A 17,679-nucleotide genomic window follows, 5' to 3' on the forward strand; every position below is an offset into this window, starting at 1 on the left:
AAGATGAGTGCTGCGAACGGAATGTACGAAGGAACCGGCCTGGAAATCGCCGTGATCGGCATGGCAGGACGATTCCCCGGAGCCAAGAACCTGGCCGAATTTTGGGCCAACTTGCGCGACGGCGTGGAATCGGTCACTTTCTTTACGGATGAAGAGTTAAGGGAGGCGGGGATCGGGCCCGAACTGCTCGAGCATCCTCAATACGTAAAGGCAAAGGCGATGCTGGAGGATGTGGAATCCTTCGATGCGCCGTTTTTTAACTATTCGCCGCGGGAGGCGGAGCTGGTCGACCCTCAGTTCCGGCTCTTCCATGAATGCTCGTGGGAGGCGCTGGAGGACGCGGGGTACACTCCCGACACTGACGGAAAATTAATCGGCGTGTATGCGGGGGCTTCGCCCAACACCTATTGGGTCGCCAACCAGATTATGAGCGCCGCCCATGCCAGCGATCATTTTCAAATCTTGCAATTGAACAATCCGTCGTTCACGACGCGGATTTCCTATAAGTTGAATTTGAAAGGCCCCAGCGTGAGCGTGCAAACGGCCTGCTCCACCTCGCTCGTGTCTATTCACCTCGCCTGTCAGGGCTTGCTGGGGGGCGAATGCGATCTTGCTCTGGCCGGAGGCGTGTCGATTAATTTGCCGCGCATCACCGGATATCTGTATCAGGAAGGCATGATCCAGTCGCCGGACGGCCATTGCCGGCCCTTTGACGAAGGAGCCAACGGCACCCTGTTCGGAGACGGCATCGGGATCGTCGTGCTGAAGCGGCTGGCTGACGCCCTCGCGGACGGCGACACGATCCATGCCATTATCAAAGGGTCGGCGATCAACAATGACGGCAGCCGGAAGGTCGGCTATACGGCGCCAAGCACGAACGGCCAAGTCGAGGTCGTTCGGGCCGCCCATCACATGGCCGAGGTGGATCCGGAAAGCATCGGCTATATCGAAGCGCACGGCACGGGGACGGCGCTCGGCGATCCGATCGAGGTGGAGGCGCTGCAGCTTGCCTTTGCCACGGAGAGAACCGGTTTTTGCAAAATCGGATCGCTCAAATCCAACATCGGCCATCTCGACGCCGCCGCCGGAGTCGCCGGCTTCATCAAAGCCGTGCTGGCGCTCAAGCATAAGCAGATCCCGCCGAGCCTTCACGTTCAGCGTCCGAACCCGAAAATCGATTTTGCCCGTTCTCCCTTCGCCGTCAACACGGAGCTGACCCGCTGGGACAGAGCGGGCAGCCCGCGGCGGGCCGGGGTGAGCTCCTTCGGCATCGGGGGAACGAACGCGCACGTCGTCCTGGAGGAAGCGCCGCCAACGCCTGCGGGTTCATCGGGACGGGACATGAAGCTGCTCGTGCTCTCCGCCGAGACGGAGGACGGATTGGAGCGCGCGGCCCGCAACCTGGGGGACTTCCTGCGCACCCGTCCCGAGACCGGGTTGGCGGATGCGGCATACACGCTTCAGACCGGGCGCAAGCGGTTCAGATTCCGCCGCGCGCTGGTCTGCTCCGACGTCCGGGAAGCGGTCTCCTCTCTGGACGATCCCGCCAACGGCAAGGTGCACACGGGCGAATCGGAGATCGATCGGGCCAAGGTCATCTTTCTCTTCCCCGGCCAAGGCTCGCAGTATGTGAACATGGGGCTGGATTTGTATCGGAAGGAGTCGTTGTTCCGCGCGGAAATGAACCGCTGCTGCGAGATCATCGCCGCGGCGGGCGGTCCCGACCTAAGAGAGCTGCTGTATCCGGAGGAAGACCGTGCGGCAAGCCCGTTCGCGGCGGAGCGCATCAACCGGACGGAATCGGCGCAGCCGGCCTTGTTCGCCTTCGAATATGCGCTGGCCAAGCTGCTGATGTCGTGGGGTATCCAGCCGCACGCAATGATTGGCCACAGCATCGGCGAATATACGGCGGCATGCCTGTCCGGGGTGCTCTCGCTTCAGGACGCGCTGGAGCTGGTCACGCTGCGCGGCAAGCTGATGCAGAGCCTGCCGCCCGGAGAGATGCTGAGCGTCTCGCTGTCCGAGGAGAGCTTGAGCGCGCTGCTTCCGCCGGAATTGGCGCTGGCGGCCGTCAACGGGCCGGAGCAGTGCGTCGTGTCGGGTCCGCCCGCGGCGATCGCTTCGTTCGCGGCGGCGCTGGCCGAACGGCAAGTGGCGCACCGGAAGCTTCATACTTCGCATGCGTTCCATTCGGCGATGATGGAGCCGATATTGGCGCCGTATGCGGACAAGGTGAAGCAGATCGCGCTGTCCGCGCCGGCCATCCCGTATATGTCCAATGTGACGGGAACCTGGATGACGGCGGAGGACGCCGCCGATCCGGCATACTGGACGCGGCACGCGCGGGGGACGGTGCGGTTCGCCGACGGCGCGGCCAAGCTGCTCCAGGAGAAGCAGGCCGTATTTATCGAAGTCGGCCCCGGCAATGCGCTCAGCGGCTTCATCCGCAAGATGCAGGCGCAGGCCGAAGCGGGCGGCGGGCACGGGGCGTATCATCTCGTCCGCCATCCCCAGGAGCAAGCCGCGGATGATGCCTATCTGCTGGAGAAAATAGGAAAATTGTGGATTGCGGGCGTGCGGATCGATTGGAAGGGGTACTATGGGTCGGAACACCGCCGCCGGATTCCTTTGCCGACCTATCCGTTCGAGCGCCGGCGCTATTCCGTGGACGGGATTCGCCTGGCGGCTGCGGGCGGCTTGCGTCGGGCAGCCGCCGTGCGGGAAGGAGCGCTGCCGGAAGCGGGGAGCGGGCGCGAAGCCGCCGCGCGGGGCGGCGCAGCGGTCCGCCCGGTCTCGGCATCGTCCATCGAGCGCCTGATTGCGGATACGGTGCAGCGCCATTTCGGCTTTGCGGACCTCGGCATGAACGATAACTTTTTTGATATCGGAGCGAGCTCGCTCGATATTTCCCAGTTGGCCGACAAGCTGGCAGGGGAGTTGGGAAGGGACATTCCCGTGGTCGCGCTCTATTCGTACCCGACCGTCCGCACGCTGGCGGCGTTCCTGCGGGAAGACGGGCTTCAAGCGCCGGCGGAGGAGGCGCAGAATGAAGAGCGCCGCCGCGCCATGGAAGAGGGACGGACGCGGACGGAGCGGATGAGGTCAACGTCGCTTCAGGAACGAATGCCTGCGGAGCGTGGCGAACGCCGGGAAAGCGGCTCCTCCGCCTCCGGGGAGAACGGGCTCGACATTGCCGTGATCGGCATGGCCGCCCGCTTCCCGGGCGCGGATAATCTCGACCAGTTCTGGCGCAATCTGCGCGACGGGGTCGAGTCGATTACGTTCTTCACCGACGAGGAGCTGCTGCAGGAGGGCGTCGATCCGGCGCTTGTCTCCAATCCGTCTTACGTGAAAGCCAAGGGCATCCTGAATGGAATCGACCAGTTCGATGCCGCCTTTTTCGGTTATTCGCCGCGGGAAGCCCAGCTTATGGACCCGCAGCTCCGGCTGTTCCATGAATGCGCGTGGGAAGCGCTGGAATCGGCCGGGTACAACCCGGACGCCTACCCCGGACTTATCGGCGTTTATGCGGGCGCGACCCCGAATTTGGAATGGGTCTCCCGCTTTGCCGGAGGCCTGGGCGGAACGGAGCGGTTCAGCGCCATGCTGCTGAACGATCGGGAATTTTTCAGCACGCAGTTATCCTATAAGCTCAATCTGCGCGGACCGAGCATTTCCATGCAGACCGCCTGCTCGACTTCGCTGGTCAACATCGCGCTCGCCGCCCAGGGGCTATTGGCGGGGGCATGCGATATCGCCTTGGCAGGCGGGGCCACCGTCAGCGTGCCCCACAAGCAAGGCTATCTCTACGAAGACGGCATGATTCTGTCGCCTGACGGGCACTGCCGCGCCTTCGACGAGCAGGCGGCGGGAACCGTCTTCGGAGACGGCGTCGGCGTCGTCATCCTGAAAAGGCTGCGCGACGCCATCGCGGACGGAGACATCATCCACGCCGTCATCAAAGGCTTCGGCCTGAACAATGACGGCATGCGCAAGGTCGGCTTCACCGCCCCGAGCACGAAGGGACAGGCCGAGGTGATCCGCGCGGCCCATTTGATGGCCGGCGTGGAGCCGGAGAGCATCACTTACGTCGAGGCGCACGGAACGGGCACCAATATGGGGGACCCGATCGAGATCGAGGCGTTGAAGGAGGCGTTCCGCACCGGGGAGACGGGCTTTTGCCGCATCGGGTCGGTCAAGACCAACGTCGGGCATCTCAACAGCGCGGCCGGCGCGGCCGGGTTCATCAAGACGGTGCTGGCGATGAAGGCGAGGCAAATTCCGCCGAGCCTGCATTTTGAGCGGGAAAATCCAAAGATCGATTTCGCCAACAGCCCGTTTGTCGTCAACACCGATCTGACGCCTTGGGAGAGCGGCCGCTATCCGCTGCGCTCCGGGGTCAGCTCGTTCGGCATCGGGGGGACCAACGCGCATGTCGTCCTGGAGGAGGCCCCTGTCCTGGAGCCATCGGGCGAAGGCCGAACCGATAAATTGCTGCTCTTGTCGGCGAGAACGGCGACGGCTCTGACCGAGGCGAAAGCGCGCTTGGCCAAGTTCCTGACGGAACGGCCGGACATCAATCTGTCGGATGCGGCGTACACGCTGCAAGCAGGCCGCAAGGCCTTCGAATGGAGAGCCGCGGTCGTCTGCAGGACGGCGGAGGAAGCGGCCGCCATTCTGGCATCGCCCGAGCCTGACCGGATCGCGGCGGCCGAGACGGGAACGCAAGCCCGTTCCGTCGTGCTCCTGTTCCCGGGGCAAGGCTCCCAATATGTCAACATGGGCCGCGGACTGTACCGCGATGAGCCTGACTTCCGGGAGGAGGTGGACCGGTGTCTCGCACTCATTCAACCGCATATGGCGCTTGACTTGAAGGCCGTGCTTTATCCGGACGAGGCCGGCCGCGAAGCCCGTGAGGACGAGCTTATGCTGCGGACGGATATCGCGCAGCCCCTGCTCTTCATCGTCGAATATGCGCTGGCCAAGCTGCTCATGCGGTGGGGCGTTCGTCCGGAGGCGATGATGGGGCACAGCATCGGCGAGTATGTCGCCGCGTGCCTGGCGGGGGTATTTACGCTGGACGAAGCGCTGCAGCTCGTCGCGCTTCGCGGACGGCTCATGCAGGGCATGCCTGCCGGAGCGATGCTCAGCGTAGCGCTGCCCGAGCCTGAATTGCGCGGCATGCTGCCGGATCGGCTTGCGCTGGCTGCCGTCAACAGCACGTCCTTATGCGTCGTCGCAGGGGAGTCGGCCGACATTGACGAATTTGCCCGGCGGCTTGAAGCCGCGGGCTGCGCGTGCCGCCGTCTGCATACCTCCCATGCGTTCCATTCGCACATGATGGATCCGATCTTGCCGGAATTTGCGGAGCGGGTGCGCTCGATCCGGCTGAAGGAGCCGGCGATGCCTTTTATATCCAATGTGTCCGGCACGTGGATTACGCCGGAAGAAGCCACGGATCCCGAATATTGGGTCGGGCATTTGCGGTCGGCCGTGCGCTTCGCGGACGGGCTGGACGAACTGTTGAGCAACCCGCGGGCCGTGTTCATCGAGGCGGGCCCGGGCAATGCGCTCAGCACGTTCGTGCGCAAGCATCTCGCGGCTTCGCGGGACCGGGTCGCCGTCAATCTGATGAGGCACCCTCAGGAAGCCGACTCGGATTCCGCTTACTTGCTTCACAAAATCGGGCGCCTCTGGCTGGCCGGCATCGATATCGATTGGGGGGGCTTCTATGCGCATGAGCGCCGGAGACGCGTGGAACTGCCAACCTATCCGATGGAGCGGCAGCGCTATTGGCTGGATGAGGCGCAGCAGCCGCTGTCGCCGGAACGTCCAGCCGGGCCGCGGGGCCGGGGCAAAAACCCGAACATAGCCGACTGGTTCTATTACCCTTCGTGGGAACGGACGGTACTGCAGGAGGTCCCGGACAAGCCGGACGGGGACGGGCGGCATGACTGGCTTATCTTCGCGGACGGCTGCGGCCTCGCGGACGAACTGGCCGCCCTCGCGCGCCAGGAGGGGCATCGGGCCGTCATGGTGGAGGCCGGTACCGCGTTCGCCAAGCGCGATCCCGATACGTTCACGCTGGCCCCTGCTGTGGCCGAGCAGTACGCGCTGCTGTTGGAGGAGCTGCGCGCCCGGGAGTTTACGCCGGACCGGGTCGTCCATTTATGGAATGTCTCTCCCGCCGACGAGGAATTGCCGGATGGGGATTGTTCCGGCGCGGAGGCGGGGGCGCAGGCGGAGTCCGAGCGGCGCCAGCAAGAACTCGGGTATTACAGCTTGATCTTCCTCGCTCAAGCGCTTCGCAGACAGAAGGAGACCGCGGACGTCCGCATTGCCGTCGTGTCGACCGATATGCAGGAGGTAACGGGTCTGGAACGGCTGTCTCCGGGCAAAATGACGCTGCTGGGGCCAAGCCTCGTCATTCAGCAGGAATACAGCGGAATGACCTGCGTAAGCATCGATATCGACGCGCCGGAAGGGAACGGACATCATCGGCGAACCGCCGAACGCATCGCAGCGGAGCTGTCGGTCCCGGCATCGGATCGCCTGATCGCTTATCGCGGCCCATACCGCTGGGTGCAGCAGTACAAGCCGCTTGCCCTGCGACAGGCGGATCCTCCGGCGGCGCCATTCCGGGAACGCGGGGTCTACCTGGTCACCGGCGGGCTCGGTGGAATCGGCATGCTGACGGCGGAGTATTTGGCCCGGCATTACCGGGCGCGGCTCATACTTACCGGGCGTTCTTCCTTCCCCGCGCGGGAGGAATACGGCCATTGGCTGGCCGAACACGGCGAAGCGCATCCGATCTCCCGCAAAATCAAGCGGGTGCAGCAGTTGGAGGCATTGGGGGCCGAGGTGACTTACATCCAGGCCGATCTGTCCGACGAAGCGCATATGAGCCGCGTATTCGAATCTATTGACGCCGCGTACGGCGGCGTGAACGGGGTCGTGCAGGCAGCCGGGCTTCCCGGCGCGGAATCGTTCCGCGCGATCGAGAATATCGGCCGGGGCCAGACCGACGAACAGTTCCGCGCCAAAGTCCAAGGGCTGCAGACGCTGTCGAAGCTGCTTGCCGGGAGAGAAGCGGATGTGTGCATTCTGTTCTCCTCGATCGCCAGCGTGCTGGGCGGACTGGGCTTCAGCTCCTATTCGGCCGCGAACCTGTACATGGATGCCTTCGCCCGCAGACAGAACCGGGCAGGGGGGACGAAGTGGCTGTGCGTCAATTGGGACGCATGGGAGTTCTGGGAGGAGCACCGCTCGACCATTGGGGAATCACTCGTCGAGCTGGCGATATTGCCTGCCGAAGCGCCGGATCTGTTCCGGTACGTCTACAACCGTTGCGGCAGCAACCAGATTATCGTGTCCACCGGAGATCTGGATATGCGCATCGATCAATGGATTCGGCACGCAGGCAAGAAGAAGGAAGAACCGGCGGGAAGCGGGACCACATTCGGCAGGCCGAATCTGACCAACCCGTACGTCGCGCCGCGCAACCGGATCGAGAAGACGATCGCCGACGTGTGGAAGCAATTTTTCCGTATGGATGAAGTGGGCATACATGATAATTTCTTTGACCTTGGGGCGAGTTCCCTTGACATGATCCAATTGACCGGCAAATTAAACGAAGCGTTGGGCGAAAGCATCGCCGTCGTCGATTTGTTCACCTATCCCAGCATCCATGCGCTCGCTCAGCGCTTAACCCGGAACGGACAGGACGAGGCGGAGGAAGCGGAGATGGAGCAGCAGTTCATCGGTTCGGTGGCCAAAGGAAAGAAACGGCAGCAGCAGCAAAAAGAAAAAAGACGCAAAGGAGAGGTCTTGCAATGAGCGTATCGAGCGGAAGAGAGTACACCGGATCCGAAATCGCCGTCATCGGCATGTCGGGAAGGTTCCCGGGCGCCAAAAACTTGCGGGAATATTGGGACAACCTCTGCAACGCCAAAGAGAGCATTTCCTTTTTCAGCGAAGAGGAACTGCTGGAGGCCGGGATCGATCCGGATACGTTGCGCCATCCGAATTTTGTGAAGGCCAAAGGGATGCTGGATGACATCGAATACTTCGATCCCGAGTTTTTTGATTATACCCCGCGCGAAGCGGAGGTGATGGATCCGCAATTCCGCCTTCTGCACGAATGCTCTTGGGAGGCCCTCGAGCAAGCGGGCTACGATCCGAAGACGTATCGAGGGGCCATCGGGCTCTATACCGGGGCGGCCTTCAATTCCCACTGGTTCATGCGGGCGTTCAAAGGGCTGGGGACGGCGGAGGAATCCGCGACGCTGGAGACGGCGATGCTGAACCTTCGCGATTATATGGCGACGCTCGTCTCGTACAAGCTGAATTTGAAGGGGCCGAGCTTCACGGTGCAGACGGCCTGCTCCACATCGCTCGTGGCCGTGCATCTCGCCTGCCAGGGCTTGCTCAGCGGCGAGTGCGGCATGGCGCTTGCCGGCGGGGTGTCGATTCAACTGCCGAAGAAAAACGGATATTTCTATCAAGAAGGCATGATCAATTCGCCTGACGGGCACTGCCGCGCTTTTGACGAACAGGCGGCCGGCACCGTCTTCGGGGACGGCGCGGGCATCGTCCTCCTCAAGCCGCTGGAGGATGCGCTCGCGGACGGCGACCACATCTTCGCCGTCATTAAAGGCTCGGCCATCAATAATGACGGGAACCGGAAAGTGGGATATACCGCGCCCAGCACGCAGGGACAAGTGTCCGTCATCCGAGCCGCCCACCACGTGGCGGAAGTGGAGCCGGAAAGCATCAGCTACATTGAGGCGCACGGCACGGGGACGACGCTGGGCGATCCGATCGAGATCGAAGCGTTGAAAACCGCATTTCAAACGGAAAAGAAAGGGTATTGCGGCATCGGCTCAGCCAAATCCAACATCGGACATTTGAACAACGCCGCGGGGGTGGCCGGCTTCATCAAGACCGTGCTCGCGCTGGCGAACAAACAACTGCCGCCGACGCTTCATTATGAACGTCCGAACCCGAAGATCGACTTCGAGAACAGCCCGTTCTATGTCAACGATCGCTTGAGAGCGTGGACGAGCGGCGGCGTGCCGCTGCGTGCCGGAGTCAGCTCGTTCGGCATCGGCGGAACGAACGCGCATGTCGTGCTGGAGGAGGCGCCGCCCGCAGCCGCGTCCTCCCCGGGCAGAACGGCGCAGCTCATCGCCTTGTCCGCCAAGACGGAGGCCTCGCTTGAACGGCTGGCCAAGCGGATGGCCCGGCATTTGCAAGAGCATCCGGACGTATGCTTGGCCGATATGGCGTATACGCTGCACGTGGGGCGGGCGGCGTTCCCGCATCGGCGCACGCTCGTCTGCTCCAGCGCGGAAGAAGCGGCCGCCCGGCTGGCTCAGCCGGACTCCGCCGATGTCCAGAGCGGGATGGCCGGGGCGGATGACAAGCCCGTCGTATTCATGTTCTCCGGCCAAGGCTCGCAATACGCCGGCATGGGCAGAGAACTGTACGAGCGGGAACCGGTGTTCCGCGCCGAGGCGGACCGCTGCTTCGAACTGATGCCGGATTCAATCGGCAAGCAGGTGAAGCAGGTTCTATACCCGTCCGGCGATGAGGCTGACGCGGCCGCTTCCGGTCTCATTAACCGGACGGATATCGCGCAGCCCGCCATCTTCACGGTCGAGTACGCGCTTGCCAAGCTGTTGATGGACTGGGGCGTGCGTCCGCAGGCGATGATCGGGCACAGCATTGGCGAATATGCCGCCGCATGCATCGCCGGCGTCTTCCCGCTCGAGGACGCCATCCGGCTCGTCACGCTGCGCGGGCAATTGATGCAGAGTCTGCCCGGCGGCGTCATGCTGAGCGTGCCTCTGGGCGAGCAAGAGCTGCTGCCGCTGCTGTCCGGTGGATTGTCGCTGGCTGCGGTGAACGCGCCTTCCATGTGCGTCGTGTCGGGAACGCAGGAAGCGGTCGAGTCGCTGGCTGCCCTGTTGGAGGAGAGAGGGCATGCCTGCCGGCGGCTGCATACGTCCCATGCGTTCCATTCCGCCATGATGGACCCTATCCTTGAGCGTTATGAGCAGGAGGTGGGCAGCCTGACGCTGCATCCGCCGCGCATCCCGTTCATTTCGAACGTGACGGGGACATGGATTCGGGACGAGGAAGCGGTAAGCCCGGCATACTGGGCGCGCCATCTGCGCGGTACGGTACGGTTCGCCGACGGACTCGCGACACTGTTCGCCGAGATCGATGCCGCGTTTGCGGAGGTTGGCGGAGGCAACGCGCTGACCGTATTCGCAAAGCGGCAGACGGAGGCAACGGGGGATCGCGTCGTGGTGAACCTGATGCGGCATCCGCAGCAGACCGCGTCGGATGTGGCGCATCTTCTCCTTCAAGCCGGACGGCTGTGGAACGCCGGCGTGAGATTCGATTGGGCCCGCTTCTACAGAGAGGAGCAAAGAAACCGCATTCCGCTGCCCACCTATCCGTTCGACCGCCGGCGATTCTGGATTGAGGAGGAAGGAATCCGCATCGTCCACGCCGGCTCCGCTGCCGAGAGCGCGGGGCAATCCGGCGAAGCGGCGCCGGCGTCCCGGCGGGAGACAACGCCTGGAACAGCCGCGCCCCGGAATCCGCTGGAAGAGACGTTGGCCGGCATCTGGCGGAATCTGTTCGGCATCGAGGAAATCGGGATTCATGATGATTTCTTCGAATTGGGCGGCCATTCCTTGAAGGCGACCAGCCTCATCGCCAAGATCCATAAGGAGCTCGACGCGGAACTGGCCTTATCGGATATTTTCAACATGCCGACGATCAGCGCACTTGCCCGGCACATCGAACAGGTGGAGAAAAATCAATATTTCGCCATCTCGCCGGCGGAACCGAAACCGTATTATCGGGTGTCTTCCGCCCAGAAACGGACGTTCCTCATTCATCAGCAAATCGGCGACGTAACGACCTACAACATGCCGATGGCCTTATTGGTTCACGGCAAAGCCGATGCGGATCGGTTCGAGCAAACGTTCATTAAATTGATTCAGCGTCATGAAAATATGCGGACCTCATTCCATCTGGTGGACGGAGAGCCGATGCAGAAAATCCATGAAACCTTCTCGTTTGCGGTCGAACGCCTCGAAGCGGACGAGCAGGAGATGAACAAAATCGTGCGCAAGTTCATCAAACCGTTCGATCTGGGCCAAGCCCCGCTGATTCGCGCCTCTTTCGTCAATCTTGGGCCGGAGAAGCATGTGCTGCTCATGGATATGCACAATATCGTGTCGGACGGCGCATCCATGAACGTGTTCATCAAGGAGTTCAGCGATCTGTATGCGGGCAAGGATCTCCCGCCGCTGCGGATTCAGTATAAGGATTATGCGGAATGGCAGCACCGCCTGCTGGAAGGAGACATGATTCGGAAGCAAGAGGAATACTGGATGAACCAGTTCCGGCACAACATCCCGGTGCTGAATATGCCGACTGACTTCGATCGGCCCGAATTCCAATCTTTCATCGGCAGAGCGCACAAGCTCACTCTGCCCAAGGAGACGGCAGATCGGTTGAACGCCGTGGCCAAGTCCCGCAACGTCACGATCAACGTGCTGCTGTTCCACCTGTACACCCTTGTGCTCCACCAGTATACCGGCCAGCGCGACATGACGGTCGGATCGCTGGTCGCAGGCCGGCGGCATGCCGACGTGGAGCCGTTGATCGGCATGTTCACCAACTTTTTGCCGATACGGGTCAGCTTCGAGGAGGACCGCACCATCCTCGATCAACTGCTCGTGCTGAATGACACAATGATGAACGCGTACGAAAATCAAGATTTCCCGTTCGATCGGATCGTGGAGAAATTGTCGGCGAAGCTGCCGCGCGGCCGCAATCCGTTGTTCGATACGATGATGATTTTCCATAACGAATTTGACGGGAACCCGGTGTTGAAGGCCGAAGGACTCGCCTTTGAGAACTATGACATTACGAAGGGGATCTCCAAGCTCGACTTCAAGCTCGATATCGGCTTTGCGGATGACGGCGGGCTGCTCTGCGTCATGCAGTATAACACGGCCCTGTTCGTCGAAGACACGATAGCGGGGCTGATGCGGCACTTTGTCGAGTTAATTGACAGCGTCCTGGCCGATCCGGAGCGGAAGCTGGGGGAGATCCGGCTGCTATCCGAGGCGGAGCAGAGCGAACTGGCCGCCAAAAGACGCCATCCGGAGCCGGAACACGCCTTCGCCGTGGTCGCCGCCTCCACCTTCACGGCGGACCCGATCCGTCCGTATATCAAATGGTGGGGCGACCAATTCGGTTTGCGCCTCGACATTCATTTTGCTCCATACCATCAAGTGTTCCAGGAGCTTTTGAATCCGGACAGCGCGCTCTCCTCCGAGGGCGATGCGGGATTGCTCCTCGTGCGGTTCGAGGATTGGCTGCGGGATGATCGATCGCCGGAGGACCAGCAAATTAAGAAGCTGGAACGGGCGTTCGCCGATCTGGCGCAGGCTCTGTCTATGATGAAGGGCGCGAGGCCGTTGTTCGCCGGTGTGTTTCCGGTGTCGGCTTCCCTTGGGGCTTCACCGGTCATGACGAGCTATTTGGAGGAGCTGACGAACCGGTGGAAGCGGGAGCTGGAAGAGAAGGAGCATGTCCATGTCATCGACTTCAGAGGGGTTGGCGGGATGTTCGGCGTGGAACAAATCGATGATGCGGCCGCCGATCAAGCGGGGCACATGCCGTTTACTCCCGAGTATTATGCTGCCATCGGGACGTTCACGGTGCGCCGTCTGTTGGCTTGGCATGGACATCCGTTCAAGGTCATCGCGGTCGACTGCGACCATACGCTATGGAATGGAGTATGCGGCGAAGATGGAGCCGAAGGAGTCGCGGTTACAGAGCCTTGCCGCGATTTGCAGCGGTTTCTGCTCGAAAAGCAGCGGGAAGGCATGCTGCTTGTCCTGGTCAGCAAGAACAACGACAGGGACGTGTGGGATGTATTTGACAACCATCCGGACATGTTGCTGACGAAAGAAGATTTTGCCGGCTGGCGCATCAACTGGAGCCCAAAATCCGAAAATCTGCGCGCGCTGGCGGAGGAGCTCCGGCTGGGACTGGACAGCTTCATTTTCCTCGATGACAGTTCGCTGGAATGCTCGGAGGTTCGCTCGAATTGCCCGGAAGTGCTTGCGCTGCAGCTGCCTGAAGAACGGCAAATCCCGGCATTCCTGCGGCATGTGTGGGCGCTGGATCGCATCCGCGTGACGGAAGACGACAAGCGAAGAACCGAAAGGTACAGAACGGAGCGCAAGCGCGGCGAAGTTCGCGCATCCGCTTCATCGCTGCAGGCATTTCTCAATGATCTGGAGATCGTGATAAGCATCAATGAGGCGAATGCCGGGCAATTGCCGCGCATCGCCCAGCTTATGCAGCGGACCAATCAATTCACGCTGAATGCGGACCGCAGCATGCCAGACGGCTTGCCGTCCATCCTGTCGCAGCCGGATACGGCATGCTGGGCCATCGAAGCCGCGGACCGGTTCGGCAGTTACGGACTGGTCGGGGCGGTCATTACCCGCTGCGAGGACGGCATTATGCACCTGGATTCTTTCCTCTTGAGCTGCCGCATCCTCGGAAGAGGAATCGAAGCGGCCGTAATCAGCGCATTAAAGCCGTATTGTCTTGAACGGCATGCCGATTACATCGAGGCCGCATGCACGCTTACCGGGAAGAACGAACCGATGCTTGCCTTTTTGCACACGGGAGGCTGGAGTATCAGGGAAGAGACGGACCGGACCGTGCGGTTCCGGCATGCGGTAGAGGATATTCCGGACTCTATCGATCATATCAAATATGTCCGCAACGCCCCTCTTCCTGGCTGCGAAGAGCCGCAGCAGGCAGGGAACGTCGCGCCGCGCGAGTCCGCAACCGCCGCTGTGGGCGGGGGAAGCTTCGAGCAGCCGTCGTGGGACATGGTTCTCGATGAGCGCTATCCGCAACTGCATCGGCATCAGTTGCTCCCGCTGCAATATTATAATGCGGCCCGGCTTCTCCAATTGCCGGTGCAGATCATAGAGGAAGGAGCGCCGATGAGATCCGCCTACCGCGCTCCGACCAACGAGGTGGAAGCGGCGATGGTGCAAATCTGGGAACGAGTGCTCGGCATCGGCGGCATCGGCATCGACGACGACTTTTTCCGGTTGGGCGGCACATCCCTTCATGCCGTTCGGGTTGAGGTGGAGATGGAAAAGCAGGGGCTGTTCGCGGATGGGCCGCAATTATTCAAATATCGGACGATCCATCAATTGTGCCCGCTCATTCGCGTTTCCGTCAGGGATTGAACCGGAGCGTCTTATTTACTCTCAAGGCATCGGCTGCAGATTTGCGGCAGGTGCCTTGCTTTTGTATGGGAAATATAGGATAATGATTGCGTCGCATACATCCAGAATCATACATAAAGTCATATTGATGGGATTTGTAATCGATAAAGGAGATAGAAGAAAAAATATGAATAAAGAAGCGATCGATTCAATTTACTCCCAAGTGTCCATTAAGGATGGAAAAAAAGCGATTGAAAACATTCTTCTGGATATTTACTTCAAGCCGGGCATCTCTACCAAGGAGATCGCGAGAAAGACGCTGCTGCCGCTGCCGATTGTGGCGGCCATCAAGAAAGAATTCATCAAGACGGGACTGATCGAACAAAACCGGGGAGTCAACTGCACGCCGAGAGGGATGCGGTTCGTTGAGCATACGATGGGTTACGGGCATCTGAATCGGACCTTGTATCAGCGGTTGAAGCATGAGCCGTGGCACCCGGACGATCTGCATGACATGATGTCGAAGCTGGAAGGCGTCTTCGAGAACCGCCCCCAGGTCGATGTCACGATCGACCAGTCCCGATGCACGCTGGAGACGAGCATGAAGCGGGCCGTGCTGGCGCTTCAGCACGAAGTTCTTATCGGGCGGGATATCGTCTGCCTCGGGGATGATGACCTTGTCAGCGTGTCGTTGGCGTTTCTCCTCAAGCAGTTGTTTCGGCAAAACGCGCATAAATCCAATACCCGCATTCATGTTTTCGAGATTGACAAACGTATTATCAGCTACGTGAACTATGTTGCGGAATCCGAAAATTTACCGATTGTCTGTTATGAAATGGATTTTCGCGAACAGCTCCCTTCTGAGTTTTTGCGCCGTTTTGATTGCGTTTTCACCGATCCTCCCTATACGCTTCAGGGCCTTTCATTATTCGTGTCGCGCGGCATTCAATTGCTGAAGCAGGAAATCGGACTGCCCATCTTTCTTTCGTTCGCCCACAAATCGCCAGACTTCGCTTTGGAGATGCAGCGCGAATTTTCGCGGATGGGCTTGCTTGTCACGAGTGTGCTCCCGCGCTTCAATCAATATCTCGGGGCGGAAATTATAGGTAACACGAGCCAGATGATTGTGTTACAATCTACGGAAGAGACGAAGGAGAGCATTGCGCGTGACTACCGGGACGCCCTCTATACGGGAGAAGTAAGGCGCACGATTCGTGCCTATGAATGCAAGAGGTGCAGCCTTGTGACCGAGGTTGGCTTTCAAATGCAATGGCAAACGATTGAACAGTTGAAACAAAAGGGCTGCCCGAGCTGCCGTCATGACTCCTTCGAGCTTATTCAAAAAAAGAACGCATAACAACGCAGAATGGAGTCATAGCAAGATGCCGATTAGACAGATGGAGCCGGATGATATTGCGGTTATCGCTCAATTTGAAACGGACATTTCCGTGATCTCATTCGGAGAGGATGCGATTACCGATCCTCGTTTTCATGTCAGGAAGCTGGAAAAAGCGCTTCACTATGAAAAAAAAGGGATGTTTGTGCTGGAAGTTGACGGGAATGTCGCAGGCTGGATGTGGATAACGCCGCGGGAAAACTCGGTCACGAAACAGATGTACGCGAATTTCAAAAGCTTCTATATCGCAGAGCCCTATCGCGGCACCGCTTATGTGGATGAGCTGTTCGACGCGGGCATGACGTATTGCAAGAGGGAGGGAACCGAACGGATCATCGGAAAGGTGCATGTACGCAATTTGCCGATGAGGCTGCTGTACAAGAAGTACGGCTTCAAGCCGACGCATCTGACGATGGAATGGTTTTCCGGTGAAGCAGATGATTAAATGTATCGTATGGGATTTGGACGATACGCTGTGGGAAGGAACGCTGAGGGAAGACGAGGCCGGTATCAAGCTGCTGCCGGAGATGGCGAGCGTCCTTGAGACGCTGGACCGGCGCGGGATTATGCACAGCATCGCCAGCCGCAATCGTTGGGAGCAAGTGAAGGACAAGCTCGAGCAGTTGGGAATCGCCCATTACTTTTTGTCCCCCCAATGCCACTTCGACTCTAAGGCGGCGAGCATCGAGCGGATTGCCCAGGAACTCAACATCGGCTTGGATGCCATGGCTTTTATCGACAACGATCCGTTCGAGCGTTTCGAAGTGAACTTCTATGTGCCGCAGGTGCGTACTTATGCCGCCGAGCAATACCGGGAGCTTCCCGGTTATCCCGAATTTCAGGCAGGCCAGTTGACCGAAGAAGCGGCCAACCGGCGGCAGTATATGCAGGCGCGCCACCTGCGGGAGGAAGCTCGAAAAGCGCATAAGGGCAGCCGCGAGCAATTTTTGAAGGAATGCGAAATGAAGCTGCGAATCCAAATGGCGCGGGAAGAAGATTACCCGCGGGTGGTCGAATTGTCTCACCGCACGAACCAGATGAACAGCCTGTTGGAACGGGTTGATTTTCCTTTCGTCGAATCGTATTGCGCTCAGGATAACCATTACTTGTATGTGGCCAGGCTGGAGGACCGGTTCGGCGCGCACGGGCTGATCGGAACCTGCTTCGCGAGCGCCGCCGATGACAGGATCGATATCAATCTGTTTTGCATTTCCTGCCGGATTGAAGGCCGGGGCATCGCCTCCGCCTTTTTGTATACCGTTCTGGAACGGCTGGAACGACAATTGCCGCAGGCGGGCGCGGCGCGCTGCCGTTTGGTCAGCCGACAGCGGAATTTGCCGGCGAGACTGCTGCTGGAGATGCTGGGCTTCAAGAAAACGACTACAGAGAACGAGCAATCCGTCTATATGCTGCAGCTGCCGCTCCCGCGGAAGGCATTCGATTGGCTCGAGATAGGAGAATAAGCGATGAACCGCGATGCGATCGAACATGAAATTGCCGGAATCATTCAGAATATGCTCAAGCTGCCTTTCGTCGATGTGGATACCGACTTGATTGGCGAGACAGGAGTCTTGGACTCTTTGACCGTAATGAGACTGCTTGCGGAAATAGAGAGGCGGTTTGATTTTACGTTGGACGAGGACGATCTGACGCTGGATTCCATCAGCAGCATCAAGCGTCTGGCGGAGTGGGTCATTCACAGCAAGCAGGCAGGTCAATAAGCTGGGCCTGATGCGAAATAAGTTGGAAAGCTCACTGAGCTTGGATATCGCGCTCTCTGGCAGAAGCCTGCCGCAGAGCGCGATTTTTTTATTTGCGTTTGCACAAAAAGCCGATCTCTTCGAGCACAATAGGCGGGATGGATCGGATACAAAAAAATAGATTCTATTGAAAAACTTAGCATGCTATAATTATTTTGAAATATATGACATCATGAGTGGAATTGTGACAAAAATATCGAAATTTGCTAGAAAGGGGTGAGCTCCAGCATCGAGG

At 59.7% G+C, this 17,679-nt stretch carries 6 protein-coding genes; all 6 read left to right on the forward strand.

Going from position 1 to position 17,679, the window contains the following annotated elements; translation table 11 throughout:
- Positions 1 to 3: 3 nt before the first annotated feature.
- The 6 genes from NNL35_RS13220 (at position 4) to NNL35_RS13245 (ending at position 17,405) form a co-directional block, all read left to right on the forward strand.
- A complete protein-coding gene (locus NNL35_RS13220) occupies positions 4 to 7,836 on the forward strand; it encodes a type I polyketide synthase (RefSeq protein ID WP_254553401.1) in 7,833 nt (2,610 codons plus the stop codon).
- On the forward strand, positions 7,833 to 14,309 hold the full coding sequence (locus NNL35_RS13225; protein WP_254553402.1) for a type I polyketide synthase: 6,477 nt from the start codon (positions 7,833 to 7,835) through the stop codon (positions 14,307 to 14,309). The genes NNL35_RS13220 and NNL35_RS13225 overlap by 4 nt, the downstream gene beginning before the upstream one ends.
- Before the next feature lie 166 nt (positions 14,310 to 14,475).
- On the forward strand, positions 14,476 to 15,645 hold the full coding sequence (locus tag NNL35_RS13230; RefSeq protein WP_111156224.1) for a bis-aminopropyl spermidine synthase family protein: 1,170 nt from the start codon (positions 14,476 to 14,478) through the stop codon (positions 15,643 to 15,645).
- 25 nt (positions 15,646 to 15,670) lie between these two features.
- Complete coding sequence (locus NNL35_RS13235) at positions 15,671 to 16,129, forward strand: GNAT family N-acetyltransferase (protein WP_006675311.1); 459 nt, start codon at positions 15,671 to 15,673, stop codon at positions 16,127 to 16,129.
- Positions 16,122 to 17,147: an HAD-IIIC family phosphatase gene (locus NNL35_RS13240; RefSeq protein ID WP_254553403.1), complete on the forward strand. Its 1,026-nt coding sequence runs from the start codon at positions 16,122 to 16,124 to the stop codon at positions 17,145 to 17,147. The genes NNL35_RS13235 and NNL35_RS13240 overlap by 8 nt, the downstream gene beginning before the upstream one ends.
- Before the next feature lie 3 nt (positions 17,148 to 17,150).
- Positions 17,151 to 17,405 (forward strand): acyl carrier protein, encoded by a 255-nt coding sequence (locus NNL35_RS13245; RefSeq protein WP_254553404.1) that lies wholly within the window; start codon positions 17,151 to 17,153, stop codon positions 17,403 to 17,405.
- The last annotated feature ends 274 nt before the right edge of the window (positions 17,406 to 17,679 follow it).

The organism is Paenibacillus dendritiformis (genome assembly GCF_945605565.1).
In the GTDB taxonomy this organism is placed as follows: Bacteria; Bacillota; Bacilli; order Paenibacillales; family Paenibacillaceae; genus Paenibacillus_B; species Paenibacillus_B dendritiformis_A.

Excerpts from the sequence above, each read along its gene's own strand:
- NNL35_RS13235 (WP_006675311.1), top strand. The coding sequence starts at position 15,671 with ATGCCGATTAGACAGATGGAGCCGGATGATATTGCGGTTATCGCTCAA.
- NNL35_RS13245 (WP_254553404.1), top strand. The coding sequence starts at position 17,151 with ATGAACCGCGATGCGATCGAACATGAAATTGCCGGAATCATTCAGAAT.
- NNL35_RS13225 (WP_254553402.1), top strand. The coding sequence starts at position 7,833 with ATGAGCGTATCGAGCGGAAGAGAGTACACCGGATCCGAAATCGCCGTC.
- NNL35_RS13220 (WP_254553401.1), top strand. The coding sequence starts at position 4 with ATGAGTGCTGCGAACGGAATGTACGAAGGAACCGGCCTGGAAATCGCC.
- NNL35_RS13240 (WP_254553403.1), top strand. The coding sequence starts at position 16,122 with ATGATTAAATGTATCGTATGGGATTTGGACGATACGCTGTGGGAAGGA.
- NNL35_RS13230 (WP_111156224.1), top strand. The coding sequence starts at position 14,476 with ATGAATAAAGAAGCGATCGATTCAATTTACTCCCAAGTGTCCATTAAG.